Annotated in this window: 18 protein-coding genes; 3 read left to right on the top strand and 15 right to left on the bottom strand. The window is 63.1% G+C overall.

Translation table 11 applies throughout. From position 1 onward, the window contains the following. Positions 1-17 precede the first annotated feature (17 nt). The 5 genes from QUH67_RS20315 to QUH67_RS20335 all read right to left on the bottom strand — a co-directional run bounded on the left by QUH67_RS20315 (position 18) and on the right by QUH67_RS20335 (position 5,586). A complete protein-coding gene (locus QUH67_RS20315) occupies positions 18-1,634 on the bottom strand; it encodes a class I adenylate-forming enzyme family protein (RefSeq protein WP_300940678.1) in 1,617 nt (538 codons plus the stop codon). A gap of 10 nt (positions 1,635-1,644) precedes the next feature. Further along, on the bottom strand, positions 1,645-2,466 hold the full coding sequence (gene panB / locus QUH67_RS20320) for a 3-methyl-2-oxobutanoate hydroxymethyltransferase (protein WP_300940679.1): 822 nt from the start codon (positions 2,464-2,466) through the stop codon (positions 1,645-1,647). 1 nt (position 2,467) lies between these two features. After that, positions 2,468-3,052: an NnrU family protein gene (locus QUH67_RS20325; RefSeq protein ID WP_300940680.1), complete on the bottom strand. Its 585-nt coding sequence runs from the start codon at positions 3,050-3,052 to the stop codon at positions 2,468-2,470. Positions 3,053-3,137: 85 nt separating this feature from the next. Continuing rightward, entirely contained in the window at positions 3,138-3,740 is a 603-nt protein-coding gene (locus QUH67_RS20330) for a hypothetical protein (RefSeq protein ID WP_300940682.1), read from the bottom strand. A 226-nt stretch (positions 3,741-3,966) separates the two neighbouring features. Continuing rightward, positions 3,967-5,586, bottom strand: coding sequence for a peptide chain release factor 3 (locus QUH67_RS20335; protein WP_300940683.1), 1,620 nt, complete (start codon positions 5,584-5,586; stop codon positions 3,967-3,969). A gap of 155 nt (positions 5,587-5,741) precedes the next feature. Here QUH67_RS20335 and sugE point away from each other — a divergent pair, with 155 nt between their 5' ends. Beyond that, a complete protein-coding gene (gene sugE, locus QUH67_RS20340) occupies positions 5,742-6,065 on the top strand; it encodes a quaternary ammonium compound efflux SMR transporter SugE (RefSeq protein WP_300940685.1) in 324 nt (107 codons plus the stop codon). Here sugE and QUH67_RS20345 read toward each other — a convergent pair. The 9 genes from QUH67_RS20345 to QUH67_RS20385 form a co-directional block, all read right to left on the bottom strand. Next, positions 6,057-7,061 carry an inorganic phosphate transporter gene (locus QUH67_RS20345; RefSeq protein ID WP_300940687.1) on the bottom strand — a complete coding sequence of 335 codons (1,005 nt, stop codon included), beginning with the start codon at positions 7,059-7,061 and terminating at the stop codon, positions 6,057-6,059. The two genes, sugE and QUH67_RS20345, sit on opposite strands and share 9 nt — an antisense overlap. 14 nt (positions 7,062-7,075) lie before the next feature. Further along, positions 7,076-7,720: a DUF47 domain-containing protein gene (locus QUH67_RS20350; protein ID WP_300948109.1), complete on the bottom strand. Its 645-nt coding sequence runs from the start codon at positions 7,718-7,720 to the stop codon at positions 7,076-7,078. A 151-nt stretch (positions 7,721-7,871) separates the two neighbouring features. Continuing rightward, positions 7,872-8,840 carry a branched-chain amino acid ABC transporter permease gene (locus QUH67_RS20355; RefSeq protein ID WP_300940689.1) on the bottom strand — a complete coding sequence of 323 codons (969 nt, stop codon included), beginning with the start codon at positions 8,838-8,840 and terminating at the stop codon, positions 7,872-7,874. A gap of 1 nt (position 8,841) precedes the next feature. Further along, positions 8,842-9,729, bottom strand: a complete 888-nt coding sequence (locus QUH67_RS20360; protein WP_300940691.1) for a branched-chain amino acid ABC transporter permease — start codon at positions 9,727-9,729, stop codon at positions 8,842-8,844. 69 nt (positions 9,730-9,798) lie between these two features. Next, positions 9,799-11,016, bottom strand: a complete 1,218-nt coding sequence (locus QUH67_RS20365; RefSeq protein WP_300940692.1) for an ABC transporter substrate-binding protein — start codon at positions 11,014-11,016, stop codon at positions 9,799-9,801. Between the two features lie 39 nt (positions 11,017-11,055). Further along, a complete protein-coding gene (locus QUH67_RS20370; protein ID WP_300948110.1) occupies positions 11,056-11,784 on the bottom strand; it encodes an ABC transporter ATP-binding protein in 729 nt (242 codons plus the stop codon). A gap of 7 nt (positions 11,785-11,791) precedes the next feature. Further along, the gene (locus QUH67_RS20375) at positions 11,792-12,547 is read right to left on the bottom strand and encodes an ABC transporter ATP-binding protein (RefSeq protein WP_300940694.1); all 756 of its coding nucleotides are present in this window, start codon (positions 12,545-12,547) and stop codon (positions 11,792-11,794) included. Positions 12,548-13,205: 658 nt separating this feature from the next. Next, on the bottom strand, positions 13,206-13,577 hold the full coding sequence (locus QUH67_RS20380; protein ID WP_300940696.1) for an ArsC family reductase: 372 nt from the start codon (positions 13,575-13,577) through the stop codon (positions 13,206-13,208). Positions 13,578-13,595: 18 nt separating this feature from the next. After that, positions 13,596-14,300 carry a glutathione S-transferase family protein gene (locus tag QUH67_RS20385; RefSeq protein ID WP_300940697.1) on the bottom strand — a complete coding sequence of 235 codons (705 nt, stop codon included), beginning with the start codon at positions 14,298-14,300 and terminating at the stop codon, positions 13,596-13,598. Positions 14,301-14,378: 78 nt separating this feature from the next. Here QUH67_RS20385 and QUH67_RS20390 point away from each other — a divergent pair, with 78 nt between their 5' ends. Then, positions 14,379-15,251, top strand: coding sequence for an SDR family oxidoreductase (locus tag QUH67_RS20390; protein ID WP_300940700.1), 873 nt, complete (start codon positions 14,379-14,381; stop codon positions 15,249-15,251). Between the two features lie 13 nt (positions 15,252-15,264). Then, positions 15,265-15,900 (top strand): HAD hydrolase-like protein, encoded by a 636-nt coding sequence (locus tag QUH67_RS20395; protein ID WP_300940701.1) that lies wholly within the window; start codon positions 15,265-15,267, stop codon positions 15,898-15,900. Between the two features lie 8 nt (positions 15,901-15,908). Here QUH67_RS20395 and QUH67_RS20400 read toward each other — a convergent pair whose 3' ends face one another. Beyond that, a complete protein-coding gene (locus tag QUH67_RS20400) occupies positions 15,909-16,490 on the bottom strand; it encodes a 2'-5' RNA ligase family protein (RefSeq protein WP_300940703.1) in 582 nt (193 codons plus the stop codon). Positions 16,491-16,523: the final 33 nt, after the last annotated feature.

The following is a 16,523-nucleotide window of genomic DNA, read 5'->3' on the forward strand; positions in this document are numbered from 1 at the left end:
AGGCGCCGGGTATTCTCTTACAGCCGCGATGCCGCCGATATCTGCGCCAAGAGCGCGTCGCGGAGCTGGCGCTTCATCACCTTGCCGTTGGCGTTGCGCGGCAGCGGCTCCAGCCTGATATCCATGGTTTCCGGCACCTTGTAATCGGACAGCCGTTTCGCGCACCAAACACGAATCGTCTCGGCCTGCACCTCGTTTCGGGTCACCACGACGGCATGGACGCGCTCGCCCAGCACCGGGCACGCTTTGGCAATGATCGCGCTCTCGATCACATCGGGATGACCGGCAAGGACCGACTCGACCTCCGCCGAATAGATCTTCAAGCCGCCGCGATTGATCATGTCCTTCTGGCGATCGAAGACGCGGACGAAGTTCTCGGCATCGACTGAGCCGAGGTCGCCGGAACGCCAGAAGCCGGCCGTGAAACTTTCGGCGGTCGCTTTCGGATTGTTCCAGTAGCCCTTGATGACCGAGGCGCTGTGGATCCAGATTTCGCCGATCTCGCCGCGCGGCAGTTCGCGCCCATTGGCGTCCATCACCACGATCTGCGCGCCCGGACACGGCAGGCCGACGCTGTCGATATGGCTGGCGGTCAATTCGCCGGGCATCATGGTCGAGGGCGACGTCGTCTCGGTCGCGCCGTAGCAGTTCGCCAGCTTCAGTCCGGGAATCTTCTGGTCGAGCTTTTCGATGGTGGCGACCGGCATCGGCGCGCCGCCGAAACCGCCGATCCGCCAGCTCGACAAATCGTAGCTGTCGAAATCCGGCTGCAGCAGGCAGAGATTATACATCGCCGGCACCATCACGGTGTAGGTGACGCGCTCGCACGCCGCCAGCTTCAGATATTCGGCCGCCTTGAACTCCGGCATGACGATCAGCGCGCCGGCGCAGCGGACCATGGTCATGATGTTGGCGACCACGCCGGTGACGTGGCCGAGCGGCACCGCGGCGATCGAGCGATCGGCTTCGGTCAGCTTCAGGCACGACACGAACACCATCGCCGAATGGATGATGTTGCAATGGGCGAGCATGGCGCCCTTGGGCTTGCCCGTGGTGCCGGACGTATAGAGGATCATCGCGGTGTCTTCTTCGCCGACCTCGACCGGCGCCGTCATCGGCGCGTTGTCGGCGAGTTCAGAGAAGCGTGAGCGATTGGGATCGTCGTCGACCGCGATCCGGTGCGCCACCTCGGGAATGTCGACCGCATCCGGCACGCGGTCGGCGAGTGCTGCCTCGTGGACCAGCAGCCGCGCCCCGCAATCGGTGAGCACATAGGCGATCTCGGGCCTTTGCTGGCGCGTCGACAGCAGCACCGTCACCAGCCCGGCATGCGCCGCGCCCAGCATCGTCAGCACGAACTCGGTCCGGTTGCCGAGCAGCACCGCGACGCGATCGCCGCGCCTGAGCCCGAGCTTGGCAAAACCCGCCGCGATCTGCGCCGAGCGCTGCGCGAGTTCGCGCCACGTCAGCCGCGCGTCGCCGCAGACCAGGGCCTCGCCATCGCCGTTCCGCGCCACCGCGTCCGCCACCATCGCGGGAATACTGTTGGGCCGCTCACAAAAGGCCGGAACAACACGGTCGCCGAAGCGGGGCTCGAGCCGCATCGCCGGAATGGAGTGCTGCGACCAGTCCATGGCGCGCCCCTTAGTTCTTTTTCATCTCGTAGACGTGCTCGGGCCCCGGGAAAGCGCGCGAGCGCACGTCGCTGGCATAGCCCTGTACCGCGGCTTCGATCGCGGGGCCGAGCTCGCCGTAGCGGCAGACGAATTTCGGCGTCCGCGGCGACAGGCCGAGCATGTCCTCCAGCACCAGCACCTGCCCGTCGCAGGCGACGCTGGCGCCGATGCCGATGGTGGGGATAGCAATGGTCTCAGTGATCCTGCGCGCCAGCGGCTCGGCGACCGCCTCGACCACGACCGAAAACGCCCCGGCATCCGAGATCGCCTGGGCATCATTCAGGATCGGGTCCCAGCTGCCCTCGTCACGCCCTTGCGCGCGGAACGAACCGAGCGTGTTGATCGATTGCGGCGTCAGTCCGATATGGCCCATCACGGGCACCCCGCGCTCGGACAGGAAGGCGACGGTTTCCGCCATTCGCACCCCGCCTTCGAGCTTCACCGCGCCGCAATGGGTCTCCTTCAATATCCGCACCGCGGAATGAAACGCCTGCTCCTTCGAGGCCTCGTAGGAACCGAACGGCATGTCCACCACGACCAGGGCATGCTGCGAGCCGCGCATCACTGCATGTCCCTGCAGAATCATCATATCGAGGGTGACAGGCACGGTGGTCTCGAAACCGTGCATGACGTTGCCAAGGGAATCGCCGACCAGGATGACGTCGCAGTGCCGGTCGACCAGCGCTGCGGTATGCGCGTGGTAGGAGGTCAGCATCACGATCGGGTCGCCGTTCTTGCGCGCGCGGATGTCCGGCGCGGTCTTGCGCTTGATGGCCGACTGAACAGACATGCTAGGCTCCAACCACGGGGACGCCGATCACGACCGGATGGAACGCGAATGCGAGCGCCAGATAGGCGACGAGGCCGACCGCGATCGCGATCAGGTCGTTGCCGGGGCCACCGACGGGAATCGGCGGAGCGCCGGCGTCGGTACGGGATTTCAGCGAGATGCGGTCAAAAACCGCCCAGGCGAGGAACGAGCCGAACAGGATGATCGAGCCGAGATCGCCGTTGGCGAGCAGATGCGTCGCGGCCCACAGCTTGATGCCCGTCAGCATCGGATGCTTGAGCGTCGTATAGATCCGGCCGCGGATATAGGACGCAACCACCATGATGACGGCGGGCAGCATCAGGGCGACCGCGATGTGCCTGAACGCCGTCGGCGGGGTCCAGACGTCGATCCAGCCGGTCGCGCGATATTTGGAAAAACCCCAGATGATCAGCGCCAGGCCGACGAGCGAGGCCACCGAATAGCCGATCTTGTAGCCGCCCTCGCCGGTCGCGGCGATCACCTGTGCGCGGAGCTTTCGCTGGGTGGTGAGCGTGTGGACACCGAAGAACAGGAGCAAACCCAGGATCATCACCAGCAGTCCCATGATGTCGCTCCCGTTGCTCGGCTGATTTCCTCGTCTATTCGCGTATCATTTTACGGGCTTGGTGCGCAATGCGCCAAGAGGCGCCTCACGGTTTGCCGGCCTGACGACCGAGGTCGCGATTGTCGACGTAGCGGATGGCGATCGGCCGGCCTGCCAGCGCGCCGCCCAATCCGCCGGTGAATTTGAGAGGCATGCAGGCCGAAAGCGAGGCGTTGATCGCTTTCAGATAGGTGTCACGGGTGTCGCTGGGGATGCCGGCCGTGGCGTAGGTCACGCGGGGGGCGGCGATGATTTCGCCTGTCCGTTTGAAGCTGAAGCGGACCGACATCTGCATGCCTTCGCGCGCCATATCGGGTGGCGGCGGCGACCAGCACGAGCGCAACGCCGCAAACAGGTCCCCGATCGTATCGAGATCGTGGTCGGGCTTGCGGTATTTCGCGGCCTGGTCCGGTGGCGGCACGCTTTCGATCGTGAGTTGCAGGTTCTGTCCGGTGGGATAATCGATCTCGGGAATGCACGGACCATCATTGAACACGCTGCAGAACGACGGCGTGCACGGCTGGCCATCGAGCACGCTGCAGGGCGCGTGCGCAAACGGCGTGGCGTCGATCTGCCGCCGCGACTGGGCGGTGGCGGCGCTTGTGCCGACGAACAGGGCGATCAGGCAGGCGATGATGCACCGAAACATGCGGCAATCCCTGGACACGGTCTAACAAACGTGATGCCGGCTTTGGCCGGTATCAAGGCAGGCGCGTTCACTTCCCCGCGTTCGGGGCGGCCCCACTATCGTCCGGCTTGACCGGACGATCCAGTATTCCAGAGACGGGAGTGGTCAACCGAGAGGCCGCAGCGTACTGGGTCCCCCGCTTTCGCGGAGGACGACAGCGGAGGGGCGCGGGGCACCGCGGGCCGCCTCACGCCTTTTTCTTCACGTCCTTGACGTTGGAAAAATTGATGCCCTCGGCCCGCTCACGGGTGTAGCCGAGATAGAATTCGTTCTTGGCCATGAACACCGGATCGCCGTCGACGTCGTCGGCGATGCCGGAGCCGTTGGCGGCGATGAAGGTGTCGAGTTTCTTGCGGTCGTCGGAAGAGACCCAGCGCGCCAATTGAAATTCCGAGACCTCGAATTCCACCGGCAGCGAGTATTCCGCATCGAGGCGTGCCTTGAGCACGTCAAGCTGCAGCGGGCCGACGACGCCGACCAGCGCCGGCGCGCCGTCGCGCGGCCGGAACACCTGCACGACGCCCTCTTCCGACATCTGCTGCAGGGCTTCCTTCAGCTTCTTGGCCTTCATCGCATCCGTCAGGCGCACGCGGCGGACGATTTCCGGCGCAAAGCTGGGAACGCCGACAAAGGTGATGTCCTCACCTTCCGTCAGCGTATCGCCGATCCGCAAGGTGCCGTGGTTCGGGATGCCGACAACATCGCCGGCATACGCCTCGTCGGCCACTGAACGGTCCTGCGCGAAGAAGAATTGCGGGCTCGACAGGCTCATGTTCTTGCCGGTCCGCACCAGCTTGGCCTTCATGCCGCGACTGAGCTTGCCCGAGCACAGCCGCGCAAAGGCGATACGGTCGCGGTGGTTGGGATCCATGTTGGCCTGGATCTTGAACACGAACGCGCTCATGCGCGGCTCGGCCGCCTCGACCTTGCGCAGATTGGATTCCTGCGCGCGCGGCGGCGGTGCGAACTTGCCGAGGCCTTCCAGCAGGTCGCCGACGCCGAAATTGCGCAGCGCGCTGCCGAAATAGACCGGCGTCAGATGGCCCTCGCGAAACGCCTCCAGCTCGAACGGCTTGCAGGCTTCGGAGACCAGCGCGAGTTCGTCCTTGATTTCGCCAACGTCGAGGTTGGCGTTGCGCCCGGCGAGATCGGCGATGTCGATCTGCTCGGTCGCGCCGGTCTTGGCGCCGCCGCCTTCGAGCAGTCGCACGCCGCCATTGACGACATCGTAGGTGCCGAGGAAATCGCGGCCGCGACCGACCGGCCAGGTCATCGGCGTGGTGTCGAGCGCCAGCGTCTTCTCGATCTCGTCCAGCAGGTCGAACGTATCGCGGCTCTCGCGGTCCATCTTGTTGATGAAGGTGATGATCGGAATGTCGCGCAGCCGGCACACTTCGAACAGTTTTCGGGTGCGTGCCTCGATGCCCTTGGCCGCGTCGATCACCATCACCGCGGAATCGACCGCCGTCAGCGTGCGATAAGTGTCCTCGGAAAAGTCCTCGTGACCTGGCGTATCCAGCAGGTTGAAGACGAGGTCCTGGAACTCGAACGTCATCACCGAGGTCACGACCGAGATGCCGCGCTCGCGCTCGATCTTCATCCAGTCGGAGCGGGTGTTGCGACGCTCGCCCTTGGCCTTGACCTGCCCCGCCAGATTGATCGCGCCGCCGAACAGCAGCAGCTTTTCGGTCAGCGTGGTCTTGCCGGCGTCCGGATGGGAAATGATCGCAAACGTGCGCCGCCGCGCCACTTCATCGGCAAGCGGCGAGCGGGACGGCGATTCGGCATTGATGACGATGTCGGACATGAGGCACGAGCGTTTGGCAGGGAAATTTGGGCTAATCAAGCCTCATTTGGTGATTGTGGAACCCGCTCACCAGCCCCATATCGCCGTGTGGAAGGACGACCTTCCTTTTCACGGCATTTTGGCGGGGACGGCCCTGCCCGGTTTGGAGGGTCGTGATGGCGTGGGCTGTGTTGTTTGCCGCAGGTCTGCTCGAAATCGGTTGGGCCATCGGTCTCAAATACACCGAAGGTTTTACGCGTCTGATACCGTCGGTGCTCACGCTGGCGGCGATGACCGGGAGCATCGTCCTGCTCGGCCTCGCCCTGAAAACGCTGCCGATCGGAACGGCTTACGCGGTCTGGACCGGTATTGGTGCGGTCGGGACGGCGATCCTCGGCATCGCCCTGTTCGGCGAGCCTGCCACGCTTGCCCGCCTCGCCTGCATCGGACTGATCGTGGCAGGCATCCTCGGGCTCAAACTCGTCAGCGGATCAGCGTAGCAACTGCACCGCCCAGTAGGTCAGCGCCGCCACGATGGCGGACGCCGGAATGGTGATCACCCAGGCGTAGACGATCGAACTCGCCACGTTCCAGCGGACCGCCGAAACCCGCCGCGCTGCGCCGACGCCGACGATGGCGCCGGTAATGGTATGGGTCGTGGAGACGGGAATCCCCAGATAGGTCGCCATGAACAGCGTCGCCGCCCCGCCGGTCTCGGCGCAAAAACCCTGCATCGGCGTCAGCTTGGTGATCCGCAGCCCCATGGTGCGGACGATCCGCCAGCCGCCCATCAGCGTGCCCAGCCCCATCGCGGCCTGGCAGGAGATCACGACCCAGAACGGAATGCTGAATTCGCTGCCGAGATGCCCTTGCGAGTACAGCAGGACGGCGATGATGCCCATGGTCTTCTGCGCGTCGTTGCCGCCATGGCCGAGCGAATAGAGTGAGGCCGAGACGAATTGCAGGATACGAAACGCGCGGTCGACCGCAAACGGCGTCGAGCGCACCGACAGCCAGGACACGATCGCCACCAGCACCAGCGCCAGCAGGAACCCCACCAGCGGCGACAACACGATCGCCAGCAGCGTCTTGGTCAGGCCGGTCCAGACTGCGGCTGAAATTCCGGCTTTAGCGATCCCCGCTCCCACCAACCCGCCGATCAGCGCATGCGAACTGGACGAGGGAATCCCGAGCGCCCAGGTGATCAGATTCCAGACGATGGCGCCGACCAGCGCGGCAAAGATCACGCTGGCATCGACCACACTCGGCTCGATGATGCCGGTGCCGATGGTATTGGCGACGTGGAGCCCGAACACCAGGAAGGCGATGAAATTGAAAAACGCGGCCCACAACACCGCATATTGCGGGCGCAGCACCCGCGTCGACACGATCGTCGCGATCGAATTGGCGGCGTCGTGCAGCCCGTTGAGGAAGTCGAACAGCAGCGCGACCGCGATCAGGAAGACCAGAACCGGCAGGGCGAGGGTGGCATCCACGTGATGGCCCTGCCCTATACCTGTTCGATTACGATGGAGTTGATCTCATTGGCGACGTCATCGAAGCGGTCGGACACTTTCTCGAGATGCTTGTAGATTTCGGCGCCCACGATGAAATCCATCGAGCTGCCGCTGCGGTGCTTGAGATACAGTTCCTTCAGTCCGATGTCGTGGAGATCGTCGATGCGGCCTTCGAGCTTACCGATCTCTTCGGTGATGGCGCTCAGCATTGCGACGTTGTTGCCGATCGACTGCATCAGCGGCAGCGCGCGGCCGACGAGATTGGCGCATTCGACCAGCAGGGTCCCGATCTCGCGCATCGGCGGTTCGAACGTGCGGACCTCGAACAGCACCACTGCCTTCGCAGTCTGCTGCATCTGGTCGATCGCGTCGTCCATCGCCGTGATCAGGTTCTTGATATCGCCGCGGTCAAACGGGGTGATGAAGGTGCGCCGCACCGCCGTCAGCACCTCGCGGGTGATGCCGTCCGCGTCATTTTCGAACTGGTTGACGCGCTGGCAGAACACCGGCGTTTCCGCGCCGCCGCGCAGCATGTCCTGAAGCGCCAGCGCCCCCTGTACGACCGTCTGGGCGTGCCGGTCAAACAGGTCGAAAAACCGTTCCTCCTTGGGCAGAAAGGCGCGAAACCAGCGCATCAGCATTGGTCAAAATCCATCGTTCTGGGGGGCGCCGGACGGCTGTCACAATACTGTCATAGACTATCGGAGTGAAAAGCGCGCCGCGGGATGACCCGGGAACCGGGTCATCCACCGCTTTATAAGGCCGAAAATGCCGTCAAACTCGACCGTTTTACAGGGAACGGCGCAAATAATGCGCGATTTCGCCGATGACGCCGCGCCGGAAGGTCAGCACGCAGGCCACAAAGATAACACCCTGGATCACCGTCACCCACTGTCCGAACCCGGCCAGATATTGCTGCATGGCGATGATGACAAAAGCGCCGACGACGGGGCCGAAGACGGTGCCGAGACCGCCGACCAGCGTCATCAGCACGATTTCGCCGGACATCGTCCAGTGCACGTCGGTGAGCGAGGCGTTCTGCGCCACGAACACTTTCAGCGAACCGGCGAATCCGGCCAGCGTGCCGGACAGGATGAAGGCCAGCAACTTGTACTGGTCGGTCTTGTAGCCCAGCGAGATCGCCCGCGGCTCGTTCTCGCGGATCGCCTTCAGGACCTCGCCGAACGGCGAGTTGATGGTGCGATAGATCAGGAGAAATCCGGCGAGGAATCCGACCAGCACGACATAATAGAGCACCGTCGGCTTGGCGAGATTGAAGATGCCGAACAGGTAGCCCTGCGGAATGCCCTGAATGCCGTCTTCACCGTGGGTGAACGGCGCCTGCAGGTAGATGAAGTAGAGCAATTGCGACAGCGCCAGCGTGATCATCGAGAAGTAGATGCCCTGGCGTCGGATCGAGATGAAGCCGGTGACGACGGACAGCGCCGCGGAGGCTGCGACGCCGACCAGGATACCGAGTTCCGGCGACAGCCCCCACTCCTTGAGCGCATGGGCCGTGCAATAGCCCGCGGTGCCCAGAAACATCGCGTGGCCGAACGACAGCAGGCCGCCATAGCCGATCAGGAGGTTGAAGGCGCAGGCGAGCAGCGCGAAGCACAAGGCCTGCATCACGAAGAACGGATAAATGCCGGTCAGCGGCACCAACCCCAGGAGCACGGCCATCGCCGCAAACACGATCATCTCGTCGCGCACGGCACGCGGCGTTACCGGCAGGGTGTCGTCAGTCAATGCGCTCATGTCAGGCCGCCCGTCCGGTCAGTCCCGCCGGCTTGATCAGCAACACCAGGACCATCAGAACGAAAACCACGGTGTTGGAAGCCTCGGGATAAAAATACTTGGTCAGTCCCTCGATCACGCCGAGGGCAAAGCCGGTGATGATCGATCCCATGATCGATCCCATGCCGCCGATCACCACCACCGCGAACACGACGATGATGAGGTCGGCGCCCATCAGCGGCCGCACCTGGTTGATCGGCGCAGACAGCACGCCGGCGAGCGCCGCGAGGCCGACGCCGAGCCCGTAGGTCAGCGTGATCATCCGCGGCACGTTGATGCCGAACGCGCGCACCAGGGTCGGGTTTTCGGTGGCGGCGCGCAGATTGGCGCCGAGCCGGGTCTTTTCGATCAGATACCAGGTGGCGATGCAGACCACGAGCGAGAAGATGACCACCCAGCCGCGATAGACCGGCAGGAACATGAAGCCGAGATTCATGCCGCCCTGCAGGCCGCGCCAGTCGCCGATCTGCGGGTAGTCCGGGATCGCATAAGGCAGTCCGGATGAACCGAAATAGTTCTGGAACACGCCCTGCACGATCAGCGCGATGCCGAAGGTCAGGAGCAATCCGTAGAGATGATCGAGGCCGGTCAGCCATTGCAGCATGGTCCGCTCCAGGATCATGCCGAAGATGCCGACCACGATGGGCGCGATCAAAAGCGCCCACCAGTAACCGATGCCGGTCAGTTGCAGCAGGAAATACGCACAGAACGCGCCCATCATGTAGAGCGCGCCGTGCGCGAAATTGATGATGTTGAGCATACCGAAGATCACGGCGAGCCCAAGGCTGAGCAGCGCGTAGAACGATCCGTTGATCAACCCCACCAGGAGCTGGGCGTATAGAGCTTGCATCTGTTCGCACTCAATCCCGTTTAAGACGCGATGGTCCGCCGGCACGACGCCGGCAGGCCATCATCATTGTTATTTCTTTACCAGCGCGCAGGCGCTTTCCGAAAGCGGCCGGAAGGCCTGGTCAGCCGGGGTGGTCCCGATCAGCTTGTAATAGTCCCATGGCCCTTTGGATTCGGCCGGCTTTTTGACCTCGAACAGGTAGGCCGGATGAATCTTGCGGCCGTCGGCGCGGATCGTGCCCTTTCCGAACAGCTTGTCGTCGGTCGGCAGTTCCTTCATTTTGGCGACGACCTTGGCGCCGTCATGCGGATTGCCGCCCATCGCCTCCAGCGACTTGAAATAATGGATCAGGCCCGAATAGACGCCGGCCTGCACCATCGACGGCATCGCCTTGTTCTTCATGCGCTCGGAGAAACGCTTGGAAAACGCGCGGGTGTCGTCATTCAGATCCCAGTAGAAGGTTTCGGTGAAGCTCAGGCCCTGTGCCACCTTCAGGCCGAGCGAATGCACGTCGGTGATGAACAGCAGAAGGCCGGCGAGCTTCTGGCCGCCGGCGACGATGCCGAATTCGGACGCCTGCTTGATGGTATTGGTGGTGTCGCCGCCCGCGTTCGCCATGCCGACGATCTTGGCCTTGGACGCCTGCGCCTGCAGCAGGAACGAGGAGAAGTCGGACGAATTCAGCGGATGCTTGACGGTGCCGATCACCTTGCCGCCCGACTTCACCACGACCGCCGTCGTATCACGCTCGAGCGCATGGCCGAACGCGTAGTCCGCGGTCAGGAAGTACCAGGTGTCGCCGCCGGCCTTCACCAGCGCCTGCCCGGTCGAGTTGGCGAGCATGTAGGTGTCGTAGACCCAGTGAACCGTGTTCGGCGAGCACTGGGCGTTGGTGAGGTCCGACGTCGCCGCGCCGGTGTTGATCATGATGGCGTTCTTTTCCTTCACCAGATTGTTGACCGCCAGCGCAACGCCGGAGTTCAACACGTCCATGAAGATGTCGACCTTCTCGACGTCGACCCATTGGCGGGCGATGGTGGTGGCGATGTCGGGCTTGTTCTGGTGGTCGGCTGAGATCAAGTCGATCTTCCAGCCCTTGGCTGCCAGCCCGGAATCCTCGATCGCCATCTGGGCGGCCAGCGTGGAGCCAGCGCCGCCGAGGTCGGAGTAGAGTCCGGAATTGTCGGTGAGCACGCCGATCTTGACGGTCTTGTCCTGCGCCAGGGCGCTGCCTGCGGCAACCGTCAGAGCGGCGCCGAGAAAAAGAGCTGAAATCCGATGCTTCATAGTATCTCCATAAATCCAGAGTGCAGCCGCAACTACCGATTAAACACCGAGATAGGTATGGAGCTTGTCCATGTTGGCCGATAGCTCCGAATTTGAAAAACCATCGATGACCTTGCCGTGCTCGACGATGTAGTAACGGTCGGCCACGGTGGAGGCGAAACGGAAATTCTGTTCAACCAGCAGGATGGTAAATCCCTCCGACTTCAGCCGCGCAATGGTCTGGCCGATCTGCTGGATGATGACGGGCGCCAGCCCTTCGGTTGGCTCGTCCAGCATCAGAAAACGGGCGCCGGTGCGCAGGATTCGCGCGATCGCCAGCATCTGCTGCTCGCCGCCGGAAAGCTTGGTGCCCTGGCTGTTGAGCCGCTCCTTCAGGTTCGGAAACAGTTCGAAAATCTGGTCGAGCGACAGGCCGCCGGGACGCACGATCGGCGGCAGCAGCAGGTTTTCGCGCACGTCGAGGCTGGCGAAGATACCCCGCTCCTCGGGACAGAATGCGATGCCCATCCGCGCAATCCTGTCCGAGGAGGCGCGCGTGATGTCTTGATTGTCGAAGCGGATCGTCCCGGTGCGCTTGCCGATGATTCCCATCACCGACTTGAGCGTCGTGGTCTTGCCGGCGCCGTTGCGGCCGAGCAGCGTAACGACCTCGCCGGCCCTCACATTGAAATTAATGCCGTGAAGGATGTGGGATTCACCGTACCAGGCCTGCAGGTCGGAGACGGAAAGAACTTCCGCGCCCGAAGGCTGTGCGGCGGTTTGGGCCATTTTCACCTCAGTCATGACCGGCCCCTAGATAGGCTTCCTTGACGCGCTCGTCCTTCGACAGTTCGGTATAATTGCCTTCCGCCAGCACCTGGCCGCGCGTCAGCACCGTGATGATGTCGGACAGGTTGGCGACCACGGAAAGGTTATGTTCGACCATCAGGATGGTATATTTCGACGAGATGCGCTTGATGAGGGCCGCGATCTTGTCGATGTCTTCGTGGCCCATGCCGGCCATCGGCTCGTCGAGCAGCATCATCTCGGGGTCGAGCGCCAGCGTCGTTGCAATCTCGAGTGCGCGCTTGCGGCCATAGGGCATCTCGACCGCTGGCGTGTCGGCGAATTCACTCAAGCCCACATCGTTGAGAAGCTCGTGCGCGCGGCCGTTGAAACGATCGAGCACGGTCTTGGACCGCCAGAAATCGAACGACGAGCCATGCTGTCGCTGCAGGGCAACGCGGACGTTTTCCAGCGCCGTGAGATGCGGAAACACAGCCGAAATCTGGAACGAACGCACCAGCCCGAGGCGGGCCACATCGGCCGGCGCCATCGCGGTGATGTCCTGCCCCTTGTACAGTATCTGGCCCGCGGACGGGCTCAAGAACTTGGTCAGGAGATTGAAGCAAGTCGTCTTGCCGGCGCCGTTGGGCCCGATCAACGCATGAATACTGCCGCGTCGTACCTTGAGGGCGACATCACGAACGGCGAAGAAACCCGCAAATTCCTTGGTCAGTCCGCGGGTTTCTAGAATGAACTCATCAGCCAAACAAATTTCCCCCGTTAGCCGTCTGCGCGGTTTCGCCCGCGCGCGGCCAATTTTCCCTGATCGGGCAAGCTCTGCGGAACGTCCTTGGAAACCGCCCCCGAGCCCACCGCCTCCGGGCCGGAATATGCCGTCAACAGTATGGGTTAGGCAAGGTGGAAAGCTGCCCCGGGGAAGCAAGTCAAAGGAAAGCCGAGCCAAGGCCGAACGATCTGGTTCCGGATGCTCCATAAGTCGAATTATACAGGATCACGGCCCTGCCCACGCGCCATGATCGTCCTCGAGTCGGCCAACCGGCATTGAAGGTGTTTTGCTGCAATCACGCACTTTTCACGTTAAATTCCTGCCCCCGGCAGATCATCGCACCGGTTGGAGGTCTGGACTCGGTCGCAAAGTTTGCGTCCTGGAATTTCAAAGTGCCGGACCGTCGGTCCTCCAATCGGTCAAGCCGCGCGACGTGCTGAACACCGGGCTGCGGCTATTCGCCCGCACCGGGTCGATCCCGCGCGCACGGCAGAATACCAGCCGGAGCGGATCGAAGACGAAATGCCAGACGTGGTATTCTAAGCCATGGATTGCGGCGCGCGCAGCGGCGGATTTCGGCCAACCGCCGCGGATCCGGAATAGAAGCCGGTTCGCCGCAGGAAAATGCGTCGACCAATCAAGCGCCTTTCTTGCGCAATTTCGACGGCACTTCCTTGCCGTAGATATCGGGCTTGAATCCGACCAGCAATTTGCCGCCGAGATCGAGCACCGGGCGCTTGATCATCGAGGGCTGCGCCAGCATCAGGGCCAGCGCCTTGCGCTCGTTGAGGCCTTCCTTGTCACTGTCCGGCAGCTTCTTGAAGGTGGTACCCGCGCGGTTGAGCAGCGTCTCCCAGCCCACCTCGTCCGACCATTGTTTGAGCTTGTCCTTGCCGATGCCGGCCGCCTTGTAGTCGTGGAAGTCATGCGCCACGCCGTGGTCATCCAGCCAGGCGCGCGCCTTCTTCATGGTGTCGCAATTCTTGATGCCGTAGATGGTGATGGTCACGTCTAAAATGCCCTCGGTTCAAGGCCGTTTCGGAATGTCGAGCCCGCGCTGCACTGCCGGCCGGGCAAGCCCGCGCTCCAGCCATGCCGGCACCTGCTTCAACGTATCGAAGGCGACAAGATCGCGCGCGCCGTAAAAGCCGATCAAGTTGCGGACCCAGCCGAGCATGGAGATGTCAGCGATGGTGTATTCATCGTCCATGATCCACTGCCGTCCGGCAAGCCGCGTCTCCATCACGCCGAGTAGGCGTTTCGACTCGGCGACATAGCGTTCCAGTGGCCGCTTGTCGGCAAACTCCTTGCCGGCGAATTTGTGGAAGAAGCCGAGCTGGCCGAACATCGGGCCGATGCCGCCCATCTGAAAATGCAGCCACTGGATGGCCTGGTATCGCCGCGCCGGATCGGCGGGCAAAAACTTACCGGTCTTGTCGGCGAGATATTGCAGGATCGCGCCGGATTCGAACAGCGGCAGCGGCTTGCCGCCCGGCCCGTCCGGATCGAGGATCGCCGGAATCTTGCCGTTCGGATTGAGCGAGAGGAATTCCGGCGTCTTCTGGTCGTCCTTGTTGAAGTCGACCAGATGCACCTCGTAGGGCAGTCCGGTCTCTTCCAGCATGATCGAGACCTTGACACCGTTCGGCGTCGGCAGCGAGTAGAGCTGAAGGCGGTCGGGATGTTTTGCGGGCCAGCGCTGTGTGACCGGAAAGACGGAAAGATCGGACATCGAAACCCGTTTTGCGTGGTTGTTGCTACGCGGCTAATGTACGGGTCACGCTGCACATGACAAGGGCCCGCGCCGCTCATGACCGACCAACCGTCTCCGACGAAGCTCGGCCTCACCGATGAACAACTTGCGGCTCATCCGACCATGTTCGCGTCAGGTTCGCTGGAGGATCAGGTCGTGGTCATCACGGGCGGCGCCGGCGGCATCGGGCGGGCGATCGCCTGGCTGTTCGCGCGGCTGGGGTCACATGTCGCACTGGTCGGGCGCGATCGCGGCAAGCTCGATGCGCTGGTGGGCCAACTCACAGAGCGCGGCCACAAAGCCTCCGCGCATGCCGCTGACATCAGGGAGCCCGATGCGGTCAACGCACTGTTCGACACGGTGTGGGCCGCGCATGGCCGGCTCGACAGCCTCGTCAACAGTGCCGGCGGGCAGTTTCCGCAGGCTGCGATCGATTTCTCCGTCAAAGGCTGGAACGCCGTCATCAACACCAATTTGAACGGCACCTGGTACATGATGCAGTCGGCCGCGCAGCGCTGGCGCGACCACGCGCATCCCGGCAGCATCGTCAACATCGTGGTGGTGACGACGCGCGGGCTGTACGGCATCGCTCACAGCATCGCTGCCCGCAGCGGCGTGATCGGGCTGTCGCGCGCGGTTGCGGTGGAATGGGCGCCTTTGAACATCCGGGTGAACTGCATCGCGCCCGGCGCGGTCGAAACCGAAGGCTGGAACGTCTATTCGCCCGAGGCGCGCGCAACCTACCCGCGCTCGAACCCGATGATGCGCACCGGCTCGCCCTGGGACGTCGCGGAGGCCGCGGTTTTCCTCGCCGGACCATCGGCAAAATTCATAACCGGCGAGACGTTGACGGTGGACGGCGGCAGCCAGCTCTGGGGCGAAACCTGGACCACGGGCAAGCCGGCGTATTTTCGCGACGAGAACGATTGAGCCGCTGAAGTTCATGCCCCCTTATGGCCTCGTCATTTTCGACTTCGACGGCACGCTGGCGGATTCCCTGCCGTGGTTTCGTGCTTCCTTCCAGGACATGATCGCGCGGTTCGGCCTTGCGCCCGTCCGCGACGACGAGGTGGAAGGGCTGCGCGGCCTGTCCGCCCGCGAGATCATGGCGCGGCTCAACGTATCCATGTGGCAGCTGCCGGCCATCGTCAGCGATATGCGGATGCGCAAGCTGGCCGCCGCCGGCGAGATATCGCTGTTCACGGGCGTCCCGGCGATGCTGGAAGAACTGCGGCGCCAGGGCATCAGGACCGCCATCGTCAGTTCGGACAGCGAGGCCTCCGTGCGACAGGTACTCGGACCCATGGCCAGCCGGATCGACCGTTTCGACTGCGGCGCCGCGATGTTCGGCAAGCACTGGAAATTCCGGCGCGTGGCACGAAAGCTTGGCACAAAACCATCGGAGACGATCTGCATCGGCGATGAGCTTCGCGACATCGACGCGGCGACAGCAGCCGGCATGGATTCAGGCGCGGTGGCCTGGGGCTATGCGCTTCCGGGCGCACTGCAGGCCGCCGGACCAACGCATCTGTTCCATTCGATCGAAGAGATGACGCAGCGCCTCATCGGGAAGGAGTGACGCCCCCGTCAAACCCACAGCGGCCACCGCACCAAGTGTTCGTGGCCGTTCGAACTGCGGATCAGCACAAACTCCTTGACCGTCCATCCGATCGGTTCGACCGGATACTCCCCCACCTCGCGCGCGTCATACAGCAGCGTAACATGCGGCGTGAAATTCGTGGTCGCCAGCCGCCTCATCCCCCTGCGCGCCAACGCGGCGCAAAACGTCTCCCGAAACGATTGCAGCGCACGCAATCCCTTCTCGCCGACCAGGACGAAGGGGTGATGGCCCGGCCGCCCCCGAAAGCTTGCCGTGCGATCGAACGCGACCTCGAACGGCGCGGTTCGCACCTCCATGGCCGCCTCCCATGCCGCACAATGCTGGACCTCCGGAAGGCCGCCAAGCGCGAACAGCGAAATGTGCAGCCGCTCGGGCGCAACCAGCCTGCCGTCGAACCGATGCGCGCGCTTGAGCGCCGACGCCAACAGATGAATTCGCGCGGCCGTGCCTGCATCGGGCACGGCAGCGAGAAATAAGCGGGCACTACATCGGCTTCCAAAACCGTCCATGGCGAAACAGAACAAACCATGAACAATCGGTTGTGGCAATACTATTCTACAACCCGCGACGTGAATTCAGAC

Source organism: Bradyrhizobium roseum (genome assembly GCF_030413175.1).
Classification (GTDB): domain Bacteria; phylum Pseudomonadota; class Alphaproteobacteria; order Rhizobiales; family Xanthobacteraceae; genus Bradyrhizobium; species Bradyrhizobium roseum.

Excerpts from the sequence above, each read along its gene's own strand:
- QUH67_RS20385 (WP_300940697.1), bottom strand. The coding sequence starts at position 14,300 with ATGTCCGATCTTTCCGTCTTTCCGGTCACACAGCGCTGGCCCGCAAAA.
- QUH67_RS20365 (WP_300940692.1), bottom strand. The coding sequence starts at position 11,016 with ATGAAGCATCGGATTTCAGCTCTTTTTCTCGGCGCCGCTCTGACGGTT.
- QUH67_RS20315 (WP_300940678.1), bottom strand. The coding sequence starts at position 1,634 with ATGGACTGGTCGCAGCACTCCATTCCGGCGATGCGGCTCGAGCCCCGC.
- panB (WP_300940679.1), bottom strand. The coding sequence starts at position 2,466 with ATGTCTGTTCAGTCGGCCATCAAGCGCAAGACCGCGCCGGACATCCGC.
- QUH67_RS20370 (WP_300948110.1), bottom strand. The coding sequence starts at position 11,784 with ATGGCCCAAACCGCCGCACAGCCTTCGGGCGCGGAAGTTCTTTCCGTC.
- QUH67_RS20335 (WP_300940683.1), bottom strand. The coding sequence starts at position 5,586 with ATGTCCGACATCGTCATCAATGCCGAATCGCCGTCCCGCTCGCCGCTT.
- sugE (WP_300940685.1), top strand. The coding sequence starts at position 5,742 with ATGGCGTGGGCTGTGTTGTTTGCCGCAGGTCTGCTCGAAATCGGTTGG.
- QUH67_RS20395 (WP_300940701.1), top strand. The coding sequence starts at position 15,265 with ATGCCCCCTTATGGCCTCGTCATTTTCGACTTCGACGGCACGCTGGCG.
- QUH67_RS20330 (WP_300940682.1), bottom strand. The coding sequence starts at position 3,740 with ATGTTTCGGTGCATCATCGCCTGCCTGATCGCCCTGTTCGTCGGCACA.
- QUH67_RS20360 (WP_300940691.1), bottom strand. The coding sequence starts at position 9,729 with ATGCAAGCTCTATACGCCCAGCTCCTGGTGGGGTTGATCAACGGATCG.
- QUH67_RS20390 (WP_300940700.1), top strand. The coding sequence starts at position 14,379 with ATGACCGACCAACCGTCTCCGACGAAGCTCGGCCTCACCGATGAACAA.
- QUH67_RS20355 (WP_300940689.1), bottom strand. The coding sequence starts at position 8,840 with ATGAGCGCATTGACTGACGACACCCTGCCGGTAACGCCGCGTGCCGTG.
- QUH67_RS20325 (WP_300940680.1), bottom strand. The coding sequence starts at position 3,052 with ATGGGACTGCTGGTGATGATCCTGGGTTTGCTCCTGTTCTTCGGTGTC.